Annotated in this window: 15 protein-coding genes and 2 tRNA genes; 6 read left to right on the top strand and 11 right to left on the bottom strand. The window is 74.1% G+C overall.

The window, feature by feature from the left end; translation table 11 throughout:
* Nucleotides 1–27: 27 nt before the first annotated feature.
* The 7 genes from ACI79T_RS13075 to ACI79T_RS13045 all read right to left on the bottom strand — a co-directional run bounded on the left by ACI79T_RS13075 (nucleotide 28) and on the right by ACI79T_RS13045 (nucleotide 7,618).
* The gene (locus ACI79T_RS13075) at nucleotides 28–1,650 is read right to left on the bottom strand and encodes a tripartite tricarboxylate transporter permease (RefSeq protein ID WP_456610498.1); all 1,623 of its coding nucleotides are present in this window, start codon (nucleotides 1,648–1,650) and stop codon (nucleotides 28–30) included.
* Nucleotides 1,651–1,653: 3 nt separating this feature from the next.
* Nucleotides 1,654–2,106, bottom strand: coding sequence for a tripartite tricarboxylate transporter TctB family protein (locus tag ACI79T_RS13070; RefSeq protein WP_456610497.1), 453 nt, complete (start codon nucleotides 2,104–2,106; stop codon nucleotides 1,654–1,656).
* Nucleotides 2,107–2,186: 80 nt separating this feature from the next.
* Entirely contained in the window at nucleotides 2,187–3,182 is a 996-nt protein-coding gene (locus tag ACI79T_RS13065; protein ID WP_456610496.1) for a Bug family tripartite tricarboxylate transporter substrate binding protein, read from the bottom strand.
* Nucleotides 3,183–3,229: 47 nt separating this feature from the next.
* Nucleotides 3,230–4,219, bottom strand: coding sequence for a tripartite tricarboxylate transporter substrate binding protein (locus ACI79T_RS13060; RefSeq protein WP_456610495.1), 990 nt, complete (start codon nucleotides 4,217–4,219; stop codon nucleotides 3,230–3,232).
* Nucleotides 4,220–4,347: 128 nt separating this feature from the next.
* Nucleotides 4,348–5,898, bottom strand: a complete 1,551-nt coding sequence (locus ACI79T_RS13055; protein ID WP_456610494.1) for an acetolactate synthase large subunit — start codon at nucleotides 5,896–5,898, stop codon at nucleotides 4,348–4,350.
* 111 nt (nucleotides 5,899–6,009) lie between these two features.
* Nucleotides 6,010–6,411: a MarR family winged helix-turn-helix transcriptional regulator gene (locus tag ACI79T_RS13050; protein WP_456610544.1), complete on the bottom strand. Its 402-nt coding sequence runs from the start codon at nucleotides 6,409–6,411 to the stop codon at nucleotides 6,010–6,012.
* A 139-nt stretch (nucleotides 6,412–6,550) separates the two neighbouring features.
* Nucleotides 6,551–7,618, bottom strand: a complete 1,068-nt coding sequence (locus ACI79T_RS13045) for a hypothetical protein (RefSeq protein WP_456610493.1) — start codon at nucleotides 7,616–7,618, stop codon at nucleotides 6,551–6,553.
* Nucleotides 7,619–7,866: 248 nt separating this feature from the next.
* Between ACI79T_RS13045 and ACI79T_RS13040 the strand changes: the two genes are divergently transcribed.
* Together ACI79T_RS13040 and ACI79T_RS13035 are read left to right on the top strand one after the other, a co-directional pair.
* The gene (locus tag ACI79T_RS13040) at nucleotides 7,867–9,147 is read left to right on the top strand and encodes an alpha-hydroxy-acid oxidizing protein (RefSeq protein WP_456610492.1); all 1,281 of its coding nucleotides are present in this window, start codon (nucleotides 7,867–7,869) and stop codon (nucleotides 9,145–9,147) included.
* 167 nt (nucleotides 9,148–9,314) lie between these two features.
* Nucleotides 9,315–9,536 (top strand): hypothetical protein, encoded by a 222-nt coding sequence (locus ACI79T_RS13035; protein ID WP_456610491.1) that lies wholly within the window; start codon nucleotides 9,315–9,317, stop codon nucleotides 9,534–9,536.
* A 128-nt stretch (nucleotides 9,537–9,664) separates the two neighbouring features.
* Here ACI79T_RS13035 and ACI79T_RS13030 read toward each other — a convergent pair whose 3' ends face one another.
* The 4 genes from ACI79T_RS13030 to ACI79T_RS13015 all read right to left on the bottom strand — a co-directional run bounded on the left by ACI79T_RS13030 (nucleotide 9,665) and on the right by ACI79T_RS13015 (nucleotide 14,179).
* Entirely contained in the window at nucleotides 9,665–12,328 is a 2,664-nt protein-coding gene (locus tag ACI79T_RS13030) for a penicillin-binding protein (protein WP_456610490.1), read from the bottom strand.
* A gap of 299 nt (nucleotides 12,329–12,627) precedes the next feature.
* Nucleotides 12,628–12,700 (bottom strand) — tRNA-Arg (locus tag ACI79T_RS13025).
* A 20-nt stretch (nucleotides 12,701–12,720) separates the two neighbouring features.
* Nucleotides 12,721–12,809: transfer RNA gene (locus ACI79T_RS13020), tRNA-Ser, on the bottom strand.
* A 167-nt stretch (nucleotides 12,810–12,976) separates the two neighbouring features.
* Complete coding sequence (locus tag ACI79T_RS13015; protein ID WP_456610489.1) at nucleotides 12,977–14,179, bottom strand: MFS transporter; 1,203 nt, start codon at nucleotides 14,177–14,179, stop codon at nucleotides 12,977–12,979.
* Between the two features lie 103 nt (nucleotides 14,180–14,282).
* Between ACI79T_RS13015 and ACI79T_RS13010 the strand changes: the two genes are divergently transcribed.
* The 4 genes from ACI79T_RS13010 (at nucleotide 14,283) to ACI79T_RS12995 (ending at nucleotide 17,564) form a co-directional block, all read left to right on the top strand.
* Nucleotides 14,283–14,813, top strand: coding sequence for a CGNR zinc finger domain-containing protein (locus ACI79T_RS13010; RefSeq protein ID WP_456610488.1), 531 nt, complete (start codon nucleotides 14,283–14,285; stop codon nucleotides 14,811–14,813).
* A gap of 174 nt (nucleotides 14,814–14,987) precedes the next feature.
* The gene (locus tag ACI79T_RS13005; RefSeq protein ID WP_456610487.1) at nucleotides 14,988–15,545 is read left to right on the top strand and encodes a phosphatase PAP2 family protein; all 558 of its coding nucleotides are present in this window, start codon (nucleotides 14,988–14,990) and stop codon (nucleotides 15,543–15,545) included.
* Nucleotides 15,542–16,909 carry a TrkH family potassium uptake protein gene (locus ACI79T_RS13000; protein ID WP_456610486.1) on the top strand — a complete coding sequence of 456 codons (1,368 nt, stop codon included), beginning with the start codon at nucleotides 15,542–15,544 and terminating at the stop codon, nucleotides 16,907–16,909. Before ACI79T_RS13005 ends, ACI79T_RS13000 begins: the two co-directional genes overlap by 4 nt.
* Complete coding sequence (locus ACI79T_RS12995) at nucleotides 16,902–17,564, top strand: potassium channel family protein (RefSeq protein ID WP_456610485.1); 663 nt, start codon at nucleotides 16,902–16,904, stop codon at nucleotides 17,562–17,564. Before ACI79T_RS13000 ends, ACI79T_RS12995 begins: the two co-directional genes overlap by 8 nt.
* Nucleotides 17,565–17,578: the final 14 nt, after the last annotated feature.

Raw genomic sequence — 17,578 nt, 5'->3', positions numbered from 1 at the left:
TCACGCCCCGGAGGCGCGCCCGGCCGGTCAGGACCGGTCCTGCCGCGAGTCGCCGCCCGACGCGGGCGCCGACTCGTCGGTGTTCTCGATACCGGGCGTGCCCTCGGGCTCGGCGGTGGTCCCGGTCGCCGCCAGGTCCTCCTCCCCCGGCGTGGACGGGCGGCTGCGGTTCCGCCGACGCCGGATGCCCTGGACGGTGCTCCAGATGACCACCAGGGCCATCAGGGCGAACAGCGTCCCGGACATGGGGCGGGTGAAGAAGGTCGAGAACTCGCCGCCCGAGATCAGCATCGACCGGCGGAAGTTCGACTCGAGGATCGCGCCCAGGACGAAGGCCAGCACCAGCGGACCGGGCTCGAACCCGGTCTTCTTCATGAGCCAGCCGATGATCCCGAAGATCAGCACGATCCACATGTCGAAGATGTCGTTGTTCACCGAGAAGACGCCGGCCATCGTGACCAGCAGGGCGAACGCGGCGAGGATGCCCGCGCGCACCCGCAGCAGCTGCACGAAGAACCCGACCAGCGGGATGTTCAGGATCAGCAGCATCAGGTTGCCGATGGCCATCGACGCGATGACGCCCCAGAAGATCTCGGGCTGCTGGTCGATCAGCTGCGGACCGGGCGTGATGCCCTGGATGAGCAGCGCCCCGAAGATCAGCGCCAGCACCACGTTGGGCGGGATCCCGAGGGTGAGCAGCGGGATGAACGCCGACGTGGAGGAGGCGTTGTTCGCCGTCTCCGGCCCGGCGACGCCCTCGATGGCGCCCTTGCCGAAGCGGGTCGGGTCCTTGGCCCGCCGCTTCTCGGTGGCGTACGAGGCCAGCGAGGAGATGACACCGCCACCGCCGGGCAGCACCCCGATGAAGAAGCCGAGCACCGAACCGCGGGCGATCGCGCCGGAGGAGTCCTTGAAGTCCTTGCGCGTCGGCCAGATGTTCTTGACCTTGCTCTTGATCGCCTGGGCCTTCTCGGTCTTCTCGACGTTGTAGAGGATCTCGCCGACGCCGAAGAGCCCCATCGCCACGGCGACGAAGTCGAACCCGTCGAACAGCGAGATCTGCCCGAAGGTGAAGCGGTTGGTCCCGGTGATCAGGTCCTGCCCGACCGTGGCCAGCAGCAGGCCGAGGGCGGCCATCGACAGGCTCTTCACCGGGTGCCGGGTGCCCAGGTAGGTGACCAGCAGGATGCCCAGTGCGGTCAGGGCCACGTACTCCTGGGCGCCGAACTCGACCGCCAGGTCGGCCAGCGGCGGCGCGAGCAGCGCCAGGCCGACCACGGAGACCGTGCCGCCGATCCAGGAGCCGACCGCGGCGATGCCCAGCGCCGGGCCGGCCCGGCCCTGCTTGGCCATCTGGTAGCCGTCGAACGTGGTGACCACCGAGGCGGCCTCGCCCGGGAGCTGCAGCAGCACCGAGGTGATCGTGCCGCCGTACATCGACCCGTAGTAGATGCCCGCCAGCAGGATGACCGCGGTGACCGGTTCGATCTCGTAGGTGATCGGCAGCAGCAGCGCGATGGTGGCCGTCGGCCCGAGGCCCGGCAGCACACCGATGACCGTGCCGATGAGCACGCCGATGAAGACGTAGAGCAGGTTCGTCGGGTCGAGCGCGACCGAGAACCCCTGGCCGATGCCCTCGAGGATGCCCATGCCTCAGCTCCCGGCCGGTGCGAAGAGGATGCCGTCGGGGAACGGTACGGCCAGCGCCTCGACGAAGACGAGGTGGAACGCGACCGCACCGAGGACGGCGAGGGGGACGGCCCAGCGCCACGGCTCCTTGGCGAAGATCCGCAGCCAGAACAGCAGCATGAGCACGGCCGAGACGAGGAAACCGATCGTCTCGAACAGCACGATGAACACCGCGAGGCTGAGCAGCCCCATGGCGATCCCGAGGGTGCCGCGGGTCCAGGGCTCGTAGTCCTCGGGGTCGTCGATGAAGAGCAGCACCACCCCCGTCGCGGTGAGCACGAGCGCCACGATGAACGGCCACAGGCCGGGACCGGGGGCGTTCAGCTCACCCAGGCCGAGTCCGCGGGCGCCCACCATCGCGGCCACACCGAGGAGCACCAGGATCAGCGGCGCGAGCCGGTGCAACTGCTTGGTCATCAACTCTCCGAGGGGGAAGGCGGACACACGACCGGGCAGCCGCGGGACCGGCGCAACGCCGGTCCCCGCGGCTGCAGGGCTCACTCCTGCAGGATCGGCCCGTAGGCCTCGACGATCTCGTCGATCCGCTCGGAGAAGGCCTCGCTGCCGATGAACTCGTCAGGAACGTACTGCTCGCCCAGCTGCTCCCGCACGGTGTCCTGCTGCAGGCACGTGTCCACCGTCTCCTCGAGCGTCGAGACGACGTTGTCCGGAACTCCCGCCGGCGCGGCCAGGCCGAAGACCGACACGCTGTTGGTGAGCTCCTCGAACCCGGACTCGGCCAGCGTCGGCGCGTCGATGTAGTCCACCGGCTCGGGCGGGCTGACCGCCAGCGGGACGAAGCTGCCGGCCTCGATGTTCGTCAGCACGTCCTGGGAGGAGTTGATGAAGATCGCGTCGACGTTGCCGCCGAGGATCGCCGTCGTCATCTCGGCGTTGCCGGTGAACGGCACCGCCGTGACCTCGATGCCGTACCCCTCGGCCAGCCGTCGGAGCTCCATCGCCTGCGACGTGGTCGTCCCGGGGACGCCGACGTTGAGCTCGCCGGGGTTCTCCTCGGCGTAGCTGAAGAACTCCTCAGCCGTGGCGAACTGCGAGTCCTCCCCGACGATGAGCGCGGACGGGATCTCGGTGACCGCGGCGATCGGGACGTAGTCCTCGTTGGTGTAGCCGACGTCGTCCTGCAGCGGGTTGGTCGCCGAGGCCGGCACGGCGATCAGCGACAGCGAGTAGCCGTCGGCGCCGCCCTGGATCATCGCCTGCATGCCGACCGAGCCGGAGGCGCCCTCGCGGTTCTCGACGACGACGGTCTGACCCAGCTCCTGCTCGATGCAGCTGCCGATCGTGCGCGCGGCAAGGTCGGTCGGGCCACCCGCGGCGTAGGGGACGACCAGGGTGATGGTCTCGGTCGGGTACTCGGCGGCGGCGTCGCCGCCGGAGTCCGTCGAGCCGGCGTCGTCGGAGCCGCCGCAGGCGGCGAGGGTGAGCACGGACGCGGCGATCAGCGCGGGCCAGGTGGAGCGGGTACGACGCATGGTTCCTCCGATGGTCGAGGGCGGGACGTGTGTGTGCGGAGATCGGGTCAGCCGAGGATCGGTTCGTAGACCTCCTGCGTGCGGTCCAGGACCTCGGCGAGCTCCTCGGCCCCGGCGAACTCCTCGAGGACGTACTCCTCACCGAGCTGCTCCTGCACCTCGGGCTTGTCCAGGCAGGTCTGCAGGGTGTCCTCCAGCGTCGAGACGACGTCGTCGGGCAGCCCCGCGGGGCCGGCGAGGCCGAAGGTCGAGCCGGAGAGGGTCAGGCCGTCGTAGCCCAGCTCGGCGAAGGTCGGGGTGTCGGGCAGCCAGGACAGCCGCTCCTCGGGCGAGGCGACCAGCGGGACGAACGCGCCCGACTCGATGTTCTGGACCACGTCGCTCGAGGCGTTGATCAGCACGGCGTCCACGTTGCCGCCGAGGAGGGCGGTGGTCATCTCGGCGTTGCCGTTGAACGGGACGGCGGTGACCTGGACACCGTGCTCCTCGGCCAGCCGCTGCAGCTCGATGGCCTGGGGCGTCGAGGCACCGGGCGTGCCCACGGTGACCGTGCCCGGCTCGGCCTCGACCGCGGCGAAGAAGTCCTCCGCGGAGGCGTACGGCGAGCTGTCCCCGACGGCGAGGACCGACGGGACCTCGGTCATGACGCCGACCGGCGTGATGTCGTCCTTGGTGTAGCCCACCTCGTTGGCCAGCGGGGTCAGCACCATGGTGCCCGCGGTGACCAGCGACAGGGTGTGCCCGTCGGGCTCGGCGCCGACCAGCTCGGTCGTGGCCAGCGCGCCGGAGCCGCCGGGCAGGTTCTCGACCACCACCGTCTGGCCGAGCTCCTCCTCGACGCAGGCCCCCACGGTGCGGGTGGTCAGGTCGGTGGGCCCACCGGCGCCGTAGGGCACCAGCATCCGGATCGACTCGGTCGGGTACGCGGCCGCGTCACCGCCGCTGCCGCCGCCGGTGGTGTCACCGCCGTCGTCCCCGCCGCACGCGGCGAGCAGGCTGACCAGGGCCACGCCCGCGATGCCTGACGAGATGCGCATGCTCGTTCCTCCAACGATCGCCATTGACCGGTCGCCGCCGGATGCACCCGGCCGGTGGTGTGGATCACCTGGATGTAAGCACAGGGCAAACCCGGCAGCTCACCGAAAAGACAACGATCCGGACTCGGTCAGGGCACCGTGAGCACGACGTCGATCACGTGCGGTCCCGGCTCGGCGTTCGCCCGGCGGAACTGCTCGGCGAACTCCTCCGCGGTCGTCGCCCGACTGCCGGGCACGCCCATCCCGGCGGCCAGCGAGACGAAGTCCAGATCCGGCCGGGTCAGCTCCAGCAGGTCCCTCGACCGCGGCCCGGACGCCTCCGCCCCGACGTTGCGGAGCTCGCCCTCGAGGATGCGGTAGGACCGGTTGCTGAAGACGACGGTGGTCACGTCGAGCGACTCCCGGGCCTGGGTCCAGAGCGCCGAGATGGTGTACATCGCGCTGCCGTCGCCCTCGAGGCAGACGACCCGCTGCCCGGGGCGGGCGACCGCGGCCCCGGTGGCGACCGGGAGCCCCTGACCGATCGCCCCACCGGTGAGCGTCAGCCAGTCGTGGCGCGGCGCACCGGCGGTGGGGAACGGCATCTGCCGGGAGGACGTCACGCCCTCGTCCACCACGATCGCCCCCTCCGGCAGGAGGGCGCCGAGCGCGGCGCCGACCGTGTCCGGGGTGAGCGCACCCGTGGGCAGGTCGGGCCGCTGCAGCGGCTGCCGGTCGGCCTCCGCGTCCGGGCCCACGAGGTCGGCCAGGGCGCCGAGCGCGTCCACGACGTCGTCGCCGCCGTCGGCGAGCACGTGCACCTGGCACCCGTCGGGGACCAGGCTGCTGGGCCGGTCGGGGTAGGCGAAGAACTCCACCGGCGGACGCGCGCCGACCAGCACGAGGTGGCGGACGCCGGCCAGCCGCTGGGCGACCTGCTGCCCGGCCCGGGGCAGGCGCTCGACGGGCGGCAGGCCCGCCCCGCGCTCCAGCCGCGCCGGGAAGGTCTCGCAGTAGAGCTTCGCGCCGGCCCCCCGCGCCACCCGGCTCGCCGCCCGCAGCGCCGGCTCCCGCGTCGCCGCCCCGCCCACGAGGAGCGCGCACGGCTCCCCCGAGGTCAGGAGTGCGGCGACCCCGGCGACGACGTCGCCCGGCACCGTCCTCGGCCGGCCGGCCGGCAGGGGCGCCGCGGGCTCGGCGCCCTCGGACCAGGAGACGTCGGCGGGCAGGATCAGCGTCGCGATCCCGGTGGGCGGCGAGCAGGCCGCGGCGATCGCCGCGGCCGCGTCGGCCGCGACGTCGGCGGCGTGCCCGGAGCGGCGCACCCAGCGGGACACCGTGCCGGCGAGCGCGTCGATGTCGCTCTCCAGCGGGGAGTCGTACTCCTTGTGGTAGCCGGCGTGGTCACCGACGACGGTGACCATCGGCGTCGCGGCGCGGCGCGCGTTGTGCAGGTTGGCCAGCCCGTTGGCCAGCCCGGGGCCGAGGTGCAGCAGGACGCCGGCCGGCCGGTCGGTCATCCGGCCGTAGCCGTCCGCGGCGCCGGTCGCCACGCCCTCGAAGAGGCAGAGCACGCCGCGCATCTCGGGCACGGCGTCGAGCGCGGCGACGAAGTGCATCTCCGAGGTGCCCGGGTTGCTGAAGCAGACGTCGACGCCGCCGTCGATCAGCGTCCGGATGAGGGCCTGCGCCCCGTTCACGCCGCCACCCCGGACCGGCCGGATCGGAGGTGCCCTGGATCACCCTGCGCAGCCATGGAGCGCACCGTACGCGGGCGGGGGCGGCCCGGCGCGGGCCACCCGCCGCCGCGCTCAGCAGCGGGTCTTGGTAGCGGCCGAGACGCGGGCCAGGGCGTCGGTGACGACGGCGGCGTCGTCACCGAGCAGGCCGAGCAGGTGCGCGACGAGGTCGTCGTGTGTGGTGCGGGCCGCCTCCACCCGCTCCCGCCCGGCCGGGGTGAGCCGGGCGTGCAGGAGCCGCTTGTCCCCCGCCCCGCGTTCCCGGACCACCAGGCCCTGGGCCACCAGCCGGCTGATCGTGCTGGTGACGCCGGGTCGGGACAGGCCGACGGCGTCGGCGACCTCGCCCATCGAGGCCCGCTCCCCCGGCGACTCGGCGACCCGGCGGAGCGCCTCGAAGCCGGTGAGGGAGAGGTCGTGGTGGCGGTGGAGCGCCGAGTCGACCCGCCGGGTGATGCGGTCGTGCACCTGCACGATGCGCAACCACGTCTCGGCGGGGCGGGGAGCTGCTCCGGGAAGAGCGGCGGCATCCCGGGGGACACCGCGCGCGAGCGCGTCCTCGGACCGTGGCACCCGACTCCCGTCCCCGGAACGGGGACCAGTGAAACCGACCTCAGGCGGTCGGGACCGCGCCGTGACCTCGGCGGTCGGCGTGCTGCCGCCCCACGACCGACACCAGCCCGGCCGCCGTGGCCACCAGGGCCACCGCGGCGGCGACGAGCGAGGCCAGCGACAGGACACCGCGGGTGGGCGCGACCGGCTCGGTGGCCGAGGCGACCCGGAGGTCGACGCCGGTGCTCACGGCGGAGTCGGCGCCGACGAGGTCCAGCGTCGCCAGGCCCGCCGGCGCCTCTGCGGGGATGCGCACGTCGACCCGCACCTCACCGCCGGGGTCCGCGACGACCGTGGCCAGGAGGGTGTCGCTGCCGTGCAGCACGACGCGCACCTCCTCGCCGGGGATGAACCCCGCGCCCCGCAGGGTCACCGTGCCGCCGGGCTGCACCTGCGCGGTGCCGCTCGGGCCGGAGCGGCCGGGGGCCGGGGCGGCTCCCGTGTCGGTGGTGCGCGACGGCGTGCTGCCGACGGGCGTGGCGCCGCCCGTGCTCGTCGCCGCCCCACCGCTGGTGGTCGTGGCACCCGGCGCCGTCGTCCCGCCGAGCGTCCCGGGTGCGCCGGAGCCGGTGGGCGTACCGCCGGTGGGCGAGGCGCTCGGGCTGGGCGGCTCGACCGTGGCGGTCGGCGGTGCCGGCGGGGGCGGCGGCGGGGACAGGGCCGCCTCGCAGTCCTCCACCGTGGGCCGGGTGAGCGTGTAGTCGGAGAGCTCGTCGACGTAGGTGAACCCCGAGCCGTCCCGGGCGGTGAACTCCAGCTGCGGGTCGATGGTCTCGCCGGGGGCGACGTCGCCGGTGCGCAGCACCACGGTCTCCTGGGCGTCCAGGGTGGCCTCGTCCTCGCCGCCGGGCTGGCGGGTGGTGGCCAGCCGGACGCCGTAGGGGGCGGTGCCGGCGACCACCTCGACGACGATCCCGCCCGGCCGGCAGCTGGGGCCGTGGGTGACGCGCACGTCGGGGCGGGTGGGGTCGTCGATCGCGAGCGCCGGGGCGGCCCCGGAGACGGCGGCGCCGAGCAGGAGGACGAGCAGACCGGTCACGACACCGGCGGAGAACGCGCTGCGGGCCACCCGGGCCGACGTCGTTGACGCCGGCTCGACAGCTCGCTCGAACCTGCTGGTCAGGCCGTCCTCCTGTTCCGATGCACTCGAGTTCCAGATGATGCCTGAAGTGACGCTTCGTTGCTAGCCCGTTACGACCGTGTCGCGCGTGTCGTGCGGCGTGTCGGGAATTCGTTCCCCGGAGCGCCACCTGGCAACCGCCGGACGTCCACCGAGGCCGCGGACGACGGTGAGAGGCCGGTCACTACGGTGGCCGCGTGGACACAGCGGGCGTGGGACGGCGGCGGCAGAACGAGGTCTACCGGGCCGGGGTGTTCGGCCACTCCCCGCGCGTACCCGTCGGCATCCGGCGGCTGCAGGAGCGCGCGAAGAAGGTGCTGGACGCCCGCGCGTACGCCTACGTCGCCGGGGGCGCCGGTGACGAGGCGACCCAGCGCGCCAACCGGGCAGCCTTCGACCGGTGGGCGGTCGTGCCCCGGGTGCTGCGCGACGCCAGCGTCCGGGACACCTCGGTCGAGCTGTTCGGGCGGCGCCTGCCGGCTCCCCTGCTGCTCGGCCCGGTCGGCGCCCTGGAGCTGGTGCACGACGAGGCCGATCTCGCCGTGGCGCGGGCCGCCGCCGCCACCGGTGTGCCGATGGTCTTCTCCAACCAGGGCTCGGTGCCCATGGAGGTGTGCGCGGCGGCGATGGGCGACGCGCCGCGCTGGTTCCAGCTGTACTGGTCCAGCTCCGACGAGCTGGTGGAGAGCCTGATCGGCCGGGCCGAGGCGGCCGGCTGCGAGGCCCTCGTGGTCACCCTGGACACCACGATGCTCGGCTGGCGGCCGCGCGACCTGGACCTCGGGCACCTGCCGTTCGCGCTGGGCAAGGGCATCGCGCAGTACACCTCCGACCCGGTCTTCCGGCGACTGGTCGAGGAGCGGGCGGCGACCGGCGGGCCGAAGGAGCCCCAGCCGCGCCCGACGCCGGCCGCGGTCAAGGCGCTGGTGAGCATGGCGCGGGCGTGGCCGGGCCCGTTCCGCGAGAACCTGCGCTCGCCGCTCCCCCGCGCCGCCGTCGAGACGTTCCTGTCCATCTACTCGCGACCGTCGATCAGCTGGACCGACCTGGCCTGGCTGCGCTCCCGCACGAAGCTGCCGATCCTGCTCAAGGGTGTGCTGCACCCCGACGACGCCCGGCGCGCGCTCGACGAGGGCATGGACGGCGTCGTCGTCAGCACGCACGGCGGGCGGCAGGTCGACCGCTCGATCCCGGCGCTGGACGCGCTGCCCGACGTCGTGGCGGCGATCGGCGACCGGGCACCGGTACTGCTCGACAGCGGCATCCGGACCGGCGCCGACGTGTTCACCGCGGTCGCGCTGGGCGCCCGCGCGGTGCTGCTGGGCCGGCCGTTCGCGTGGGGGCTGGCGCTGGCCGGCGAGGAGGGCGTCCGGCAGGTCGTCTCCGACGTGCTGGGCGAGTTCGACCTCACCCTCGGGCTGACCGGGCACACCGCCGTCGACCAGCTGGGCCCGGAGATCCTCCGCCGGCTCGCCTGATCGCGCCCCCTGGCGCCGGCTTGACTCTCCTTGTGAGCTGGCTCACAGTAGAGACGGGCGGGGGTAGCCGGGACCGAGTGGCCACCCATCGCTGGGTGGACCGACCAACGCGGCCAGACCGTCAGAACCGGCCCCCCGCCCCCTTTTCCGTCGGCTAGCGTGGCCGGGTGGCCCCCGGCTCGGACGACGTCCCCAGAGCAGTGGCGCGCGGCGGGCCGCTCGACGGCAGCGTCCTCGGCGACGCCGCCGCCGGGGTGTTCGAGATCGTGATGGCGGACGGCTCGCAGCACCGGTACGTCGCCACGGACGAGTGGGGCGGCAGCGCCTCGGGTGCCCGCACACGCGCCTATGCCTGGCAGGGCCGCCGGGGCACGCCTCCTCGTCCGTAACGACCGGACGCGGCGGTACGACCGGTCGCGCGCCGGAACGGGCTGCTCGCGTGGCGCCAAGGTCCCGACCCGTCGAGCAGGTGAGCCGAGGCCGGCCCCGGGTGCCGCACCCGGGGCCGAGCCGTGGGTCAGGCCGCCGGCGGCGGGGTCTCCGGGGCCGGCTCGGTCGGCGGAGGCGGCTCCGGGCTCGGCGGCGGCGGAGGGGGCTCCGGGCTCGGCGGCGGAGGAGGCGGCTCCGGGCTCGGCGGCGGAGGAGGCGGCTCCGGGCTCGGCGGCGGCGGAGGCGGCTCCGGGCTCGGCGGCGGCGGAGGCGGCTCCGGGCTCGGCGGCGGCGGAGGGGGCTCCGGGCTCGGCGGCGGCGGAGGGGGCTCCGGCGCCGGGGGCGGCGGAGGCGGTTCCGGCGTCGGCTCGGGCGCCGGGGGCGGAGGCGGCTCCGGGCTCGGCGGCGGCGGAGGCGGCTCGGGCGTCGGCTCGGGGGCCGGCGGCGGGGGCGGGGGCGGCGGAGGCGGCGGAGGCGGCGGCGTCCACCGCGCAGCGTTGCTGACCAGCACCGTCACGGTGCTGCCCCGCTCGACGACCGCGCCGGGCCCCGGGTCGACGCCGACCACGACACCCCGCGGGCGCGCGCTGTCGACGGCCACCAGGGTGGTCTCCAGACCCCGGGAGCCCAGCAGGCCACGGCAGCGGTCGGCGGACCGGCCGACGCATCCGCCGGGGACGCTCTCCCGGGTGCCCTGCACGTAGAACGGGTCGGCCGGCGCGAAGGGCACCGGTTCCCGCGCGCTCAGGACCGGCTGCATGGCGTCGTGCCAGATCTGGGCGGGCATACCGCCACCGAAGCCGCCGACGTCCTGGTTCTCCACCGGGTTGTAGACCATCACGCTGGCCGCCACCTGGGGCGTGTAGCCGACGAAGGTGACGGAGACGTTGTCCTGCGTGGTCCCGGTCTTCCCGGCGATCTCGTGCCCGGGGACGTACGCGCGGCGACCGGTCTGCCCGGGATTGCCCGGCTCGACGTCCTTGCGCAGCGCCTGGTTGATCGTGTGCGCCAGCCCGGGGGCCACCACCTCGGCCTCGCACTGCGGGCCGCCGAGCGGCTGCCCGTCCTCGCCCAGCAGCGGCTCGCCGGCGCGGTCGAGGACGCGGACGATCGGCGTCGGCGCGCAGCGGGTGCCGCCGGCGGCGAGCGTGGCGTAGGCGTTGGCCAGGTGCAGCGGGCTGGTGGCCTCGGCACCGAAGGTGAACGAGCCGCGGTTCTCGGCGACGACCTGGTCGGCGACGGGGTCCAGGGAGGCCAGGCCCAGCCGCTGCGCCATGCGCACCGGCGCCTCGACGCTGCCGAGCTGGTCCTCCAGCGCCAGGAAGTAGGTGTTCGAGGACATGTAGAGCGCCTGCTCCATGTCCAGCCGCTGCCGGTAGCGGCCGGCGTTCTCGACGTCGTAGGGCCCGTCGCCGTCGCGGTACACCGTCGACACGTACGGGTCGGGCGTGGTGATCTCGTGGTCGATGCCGTAGCCCTGCTCGAGCGCGGCGGCCGCGGTGAACACCTTGTAGGTCGACCCGGTGCCCTGACCGGCCACGACGTTGAGGTTGACCGTCGTCCTGGTCGGGTCGCCCTCGACGGCGCCGAAGAGGCGGTTGACCGCCATGGCGAGCACCCGGCCGGTACCGGGCTCCACCGCGGTGTAGATGCCGGCGCGCGAGTCCTCCCGGGCCAGGGTCCGCAGCACGGCGTCGTCCCCTGCGCGCTGGATCGCCGGGTCCATCGTCGTCTCGACGGTGAGGCCGCCGGTGTCGATCTGCTCGCGGGAGAGGCCGAGGGTGTCGGTCAGGTAGCTCAGGGCGTAGTCGCAGAAGAAGGCGCCGAGCCGCACCTCGCGGCAGCCACGGGGCTCGCCTCCGCCGGGCGTCAGGACGACGGGGCCGCTGCGGGCCTCCTCGACGGCGGCCGGGTCGGCCAGGCCGAGCTCGGCCATCCGGGCGAGGACGACGTCGCGCCGCTCGGTGGCGCGCTCGGGGGCCACGAACGGGTCGTACTGGGTGGGGCTCTGCACCAGCCCGGCGAGGGTGGCGGCCTGGGCGAGCGTCAGCGCGTCCGGCGGCACGTCGAAGTAGGTCTCGGCCGCCGCGGCCACCCCGTAGGCGCCGGCTCCGAAGTAGACCCGGTTCAGGTAGCGGGTGAGGATCTCGTCCTTGCTGTACTCCTGCTCCATGGCGAGGGCCAGCTGCGCCTCGCGGAGCTTGCGGCCGACGCTCTCGTCGGTGGCGGCCTCGCGGGCGTCGGGGTCGGTGGCCGACTGCAGCCGGATCTGCTTGACCAGCTGCTGGGTGAGGGTGGAACCGCCCTCGACCACCTCGCCGGCCGACAGGTTGCGCAGCAGCGCCCGGGCCAGACCCTTGCCGTCGACACCGCCGTGGGAGAAGAAGCGGCTGTCCTCGATCGCGACCAGCGCGTCCTTCATCACCGGGGCGATCGCCTCGCTGGGCACCACGGTGCGGTTGCGCCGGTAGAACTCCGCGATCAGCGAGCCGTCGGCGGCCAGCACCCGGGTGTTGCTGACCGGCGTGCGGTCGAGCAGCTCGTCGGTGACCGGCTGCATCAGGTCGGCGCCGGCGCGGGTGGCGACCGAGGCCCCGCCCACGACCGGCAGCGCGAAGGCGGCGAGCAGCGCCCCGGCGAGCACCACGGCCAGTGCCAGGTTCAGCACCACGCCGCCGCGGCGGGTACGGGAGGCAGGCGCCTCCTCGACGCCGGGCAGCGGCAGGCCGTCGATGGCGGGACGGGGCGACACGAAACTCCTCGGCGCAGGCGGCAACGGTGGCGCCCACGCGAGCGGACCCCGCTCCTCGTTACCCCTCGGGACGCGATCCGCCTGCCAGATGGCCGATGTGTCACACGATCGCAAAGTTCGCCGTGCCGCCCACGGTGCCGCTCTGGGAGTCGTACTCGCGCTCTGCGGGGCTTGCAGGACCCCCACGGCGCGAACAGCACCCCCGGAGCGGAGGCAGGCGCGCGACGCGGGCGGGCGGGCGACGAAGCGGCCCCGCACTTCCGTCGAAGTGCGGGGCCGCTCGGTGTCTCAACCAGACGTGCACCCGAAGGGATTCGAACCCCTAACCTTCTGATCCGTAGTCAGATGCTCTATCCGTTGAGCTACGGGTGCGGATGTTCAGTTGTCGTGCGCGGAGGCTCCGGGATTTGAACCCGGGATGGGGATTAACCCAAACCGCATTAGCAGTGCGGCGCCATAGACCGGACTAGGCGAAGCCTCCCGGGGTCCGAGTCACCTCGTAACCACCGAGGAGAGAGACTACCAGCGCTCCGCAGCCGGCTGCCCCGGGGGTGGGCCGACCCCCTCCCCCGACGGACGGGACCTGCGGCCTCGGGGCGATCGCGGCTCGATGGCCACGGGATCGCAGGTCTCGTCGAGCGGTGCGGCTCAGGCGGCGACGGACTCGCGGGCACTCGCCGTCCGCGGCGCCGGACGGCGACCGGGCACCAGGGTGACGACGACGGCCGACGCGGCCCCGGCGCAGGCGAGCACCAGCGCACCCGGCACACCCGAGGGCCCCTCGATCAGCGCGCCCCCGAGAGCCGCACCGACGGCGGAGGCGCCGACGGTGATGGTCGAGAGCCAGGTGAAGGCCTCCGTGGTCGCGTGCACGGGGGCCAGCGAGCCGACCAGCGAGCTCTGCACGGTCAGGGTCGGGGCGATCGCCGTCCCGCCGAGGAAGAGCAGCACGCCCAGCGCCCAGGGGCTGGAGATCCAGGCCAGCGGCGCGAGGCCGACGGTGACGCCGAACAGCAGCCAGCGGTACTGCCGGGGCAGCGACGCGCTCATCACCCGGGCGCCGAACCACAGCCCACCGGCGACCGAGCCCAGCGACCAGACGGCCAGCAGCAGGCCGGAGATGCCGGGGCGGCCCGCGGAGTCGGCGAAGGCCGGGATGGCCACCTCGAGCGCGCCGAAGCCGAGCATCACGGCCGAGCCGCTGAGCAGGACCCGGGGCATGCCGGGGGTGAGCACGGTGGAGAACAGGCTTACCCGCGAGACCGGTGCCGGGACCCACGACCGGGCGGCACCGGCGATGCCCAGCGCGCCGACGACGGCGAGCGCGCCGGCGACCCCCACCGCCCAGGCCGGGGCGGCGAGCACGGCCAGCGTGGCGACCAGCGTGGGGCCGACCACGAAGACCAGCTCGGTGGCGGTGGCGTCCAGGGCGTAGGCGGCGGGCCGGGAGCGCGGATCGGTGCGGGACCACAGCGCGCGGACGGTGCCCGAGACCAGCGGCGTGCTCGCACCGGCCAGGGCGGAGGCCGCGATGACGGCGGTGGTCGGCGCATCGCGGAGGACGACGAGCGCGAGCAGGCCGAGCAGCAGCGGGTACAGCGCCGCCTGGGTGAGCAGGATGCGGCGCGGCCCCCTCCGGTCGGCGAGGCGCCCGAGGATCGGCGCCATCGCGGCCGAGGCGACGCCCAGGGTGGCCGCGGCGAGACCCGCGATCGCGTAGGAGCCGGTCTGCTGCTGCACCATGAGCAGCAGCGCCAGCGGCACCATGGCCGACGGCAGACGCCCGGCGAAGCCGGAGAGGAGGAGCACCGGGGCGGAGGGAAGCCGCCAGACGGTGAGATAGGCACGCACGCTTGCACTCGTTTCGCACTGCAGGGGAAGGAACAGTAGGCGGTCAAAGACCGTTGACCGCCTACGCAGTCCCGAGAGTAGGGACTCGACAGTAGGGAGTCAATTGGACTACGACACCTACGGGTCCACCGCGGTCGAGCTGGCCATCGCCCTGGCCAACGCCGACCTGGAGCCCGACGACGGTGTGGCGCTGTTCCTGACGGCGCACGACGAGTGGTTCACGCCCGGGACGTCGCTGGATCTCACGCCGGCCGAGGCGGAGAAGGCGGCCGTCACCTCCCGGCTGGTGCGCGCCGTCGCGCTGGCCGAGTCGCAGGCCGACGTCCTCACCCGGCTCAACGAGCTGCTGGCGCTCGCGCGGCCGCGCCCGTACGCCACCGACCACGACGGCGAGCTGCACCTGCACTACGCCCGCCCCGACGCCCCGGCGCTCGAGCAGCTGACGACGACGGTGGCGATGGGCCTGTCGCAGGTCGTGGTGCAGCACGGCTGGCAACGTCTCGGCGTCTGCTCGGCCGAGGGCTGCGACGACGTCTACGTCGACACCTCGCGCAACGCCAGCCGCCGCTACTGCTCCAACACCTGCGCGAGCCGCTCGACGGTCGCCGCCTACCGGGCCCGCCGCAAGGCCTGACCCTCCCGTGATGATCAGGTGACCTGATCATCACGGGTCCTGGCTCACCATCGACACTGAGCCAGGACCCAGAACGATCAGGTCACCTGATCAACATGGTGGGTGGCGGTCCGCGCCTGACCCCTTCGGGGTGCCGTGTCCGCCGATCCCGGCCGGCAGGTCTAGCGTCCGGCCGTGCGTTCCGCCCGCGACCTCGATGCGCGCCTGCACGCCCTCGTCGGGTCGCTGCCCACCAGCCCGGCCGACCGCTGGCTGCGCCGGCTGTCCACCGCCGCCGACCACGGCCTGCTGTGGGCGCTGATCGCGCTCGTCCTGGGTACCCGGCGCGGGCCGCTGCGGCGCGGCGCGGTCCGCGGGGCGGGCTCGATGCTGGTGTCCAGCGCCGTGGTCAACGCCGTCCTCAAGCGGGCGTTCGGCCGGGTGCGGCCGGACCTGGCGAACCTGCGCACCGAGCGCCGGCTCCGGCGCGAGCCGGGCAGCCTCTCCTTCCCGAGCGGCCACGCGAGCTCGGCCGCGGCCTTCGTCACCGGGGTGGCCCTGGAGAGCCCCCCAGCCGGTGCCGTGCTGGCACCGGTCGCCCTGGGCGTCGGCTACTCGCGGGTGCACGTCGGCGTGCACTACCCCGGTGACGTCCTGGCCGGCTTCGCGGTGGGCGGCGCCGTCGCGGCCGCCGGCCGGCGCCGGTGGCCGGTGCGCCCGGGCTCCCCGCGGACGCCGGGTGGCGCACGGTGACGCAGACCCTCCGCGCCCCGTCGCAGTCGCCGGCCGCGCGCGGTTTCCGGCACCCGGGGCGGGTCATCGCCGGCGCGTTCCTCCTCGCCGTGGTGGTCGGCACCGCGCTGCTGTCGCTGCCGATGGCCACCGCCGGCCCCGGTCGCGCCGACCTGCTCACCGCCCTCTTCCACGCCACCTCCGCCGTCTGCGTCACCGGCCTGGCCACCGTGGACACCGGCACGTACTGGTCGGGTTTCGGGCAGGGCGTCATCCTGCTGCTCATCCAGGCCGGCGGGCTCGGCATCATGACGCTGGCCAGCCTGTTCGCCCTCCTGCTCTCCCGGCGGCTCGGGCTGCGGGCCCGCCTGGTCGCCCAGGCCGAGACCAAGTCGCTGTCGGCGGCCGACGTCCGGCGGGTGCTGCGCCGGGTGGTCGTCTTCAGCCTGGTGAGCGAGGTCGTGGTCGCGGTCGTGCTGGCCGCCCGGTTCGCCCTCGGCTACGACGAGCCGCTGCCCTACGCCGTCTACAGCGGGGTGTTCCACGCGATCTCGGCGTTCAACAACGCCGGGTTCTCGCTCAACGCCGACAGCCTGATCGGCTACGTCACCGACCCGTGGGTGACCCTTCCGATCGCCACCGCGGTGATCGTCGGGGGGCTGGGCTTCCCCGTCGTCTTCGAGCTGGCCCGCTCCTGGCGGCGGCCGCGCACGTGGTCGGTACTCACCCGGATCACCGTGTTCGTCACGCTGGCGCTGCTTGTCGTGGGCACCGTCGGCTACATGCTCGCCGAGTGGCGGAACCCGCGGACGCTCGGCCCGCTGGGCGCCGGCGACACCCTCCTGGCCGGCTTCGTCGCCGGGGTCATGCCGCGCACCGCCGGCTTCAACAACCTGGACATGTCGGCGGTGCAGCCGGAGACGCTCTTCCTCACCGACGTGCTCATGTTCATCGGCGGCGGCAGCGCCGGCACCGCCGGCGGCATCAAGGTGACGACGTTCGGCCTGCTGGCCTACGTGCTGTGGGCGGAGCTGCGGGGCGACCCGGACGTCGAGGTGGGGCGCCGCCGGGTGCCGGCCACCAACCAGCGGCAGGCGCTGGCCGTCGCCCTGCTCAGCATCGGAGTGGTCGCCGTCGCCACCTTCGCGATGGAGGCGCTCACCGACTTCGGCTTCGAGCAGGTGCTCTTCGAGACCGTCTCGGCGTTCTCCACCGTCGGCCTCTCCACCGGCATCACCGCGGACCTGCCGCCGGGCGCGCAGCTGCTCGTCGTCGCGCTCATGTTCATCGGCCGGATCGGACCGCTCACGCTGGCCTCGGGGCTGGCGCTGCGCGAACGTGCCCGGCTCTACCAGCTGCCCGAGGAGAGGACCATCGTTGGCTAGTCACAGGGACCCGGTCGCCGTCATCGGCCTGGGCCGGTTCGGCACGGCGCTGGCGCTGGAGCTGGCCGGCGGTGGCACCGAGGTGCTGGCCATCGACCACCGCCCCGACATCGTGCAGCGGCTCTCCGGCCAGCTCGGTCAGGTCGTGGTCGCCGACGGGACCGATCTCGACGCGCTGCGGGAGATCGGCGTCGGCGACTTCAGCCGCGTCGTCGTCGCCATCGGCACCGACCTCGAGGCCAGCATCCTCACCACCTCGCTGCTGGTGGAGCTGGAGGTGGCCGACATCTGGGCCAAGGCGTTGAGCAGCCAGCACGGCAAGATCCTCGAGCGGATCGGCGCCCACCACGTGGTGTTCCCCGAGCACGAGATGGGCGAGCGCGTCGCCCACCTGGTCTCCGGCCGGCTGCTGGACTGGGTGGAGCTCGACCCGCAGTGGGTGTTCGCCAAGACCAAGCCCCCGCGGGAGATCGTGGGCACGCCGCTGGGGCAGACCGGCCTGCGCACGCGACACCGGGTCACCGTGGTGTCGGTGAAGCCCGAGGGCGGCGACGCCTACACGCACGCGGGGACGGACACGGTGCTGACCTACGGCTCCGAGATCGTGATCGCCGGGCGGCCCCGCGACGTCGAGCGGTTCGTCGACCTGCAGTGAGCCGGCCGGCGGCG

The sequence above is a fragment of the Blastococcus sp. SYSU DS0619 genome (assembly GCF_054051035.1).
Note: the sequence above shows the minus strand (reverse complement) of the source record. Positions and strands in the feature narration are given on the sequence as shown.

Excerpts from the sequence above, each read along its gene's own strand:
- ACI79T_RS13075 (WP_456610498.1), bottom strand. The coding sequence starts at position 1,650 with ATGGGCATCCTCGAGGGCATCGGCCAGGGGTTCTCGGTCGCGCTCGAC.
- ACI79T_RS13070 (WP_456610497.1), bottom strand. The coding sequence starts at position 2,106 with ATGACCAAGCAGTTGCACCGGCTCGCGCCGCTGATCCTGGTGCTCCTC.
- ACI79T_RS13065 (WP_456610496.1), bottom strand. The coding sequence starts at position 3,182 with ATGCGTCGTACCCGCTCCACCTGGCCCGCGCTGATCGCCGCGTCCGTG.
- ACI79T_RS13060 (WP_456610495.1), bottom strand. The coding sequence starts at position 4,219 with ATGCGCATCTCGTCAGGCATCGCGGGCGTGGCCCTGGTCAGCCTGCTC.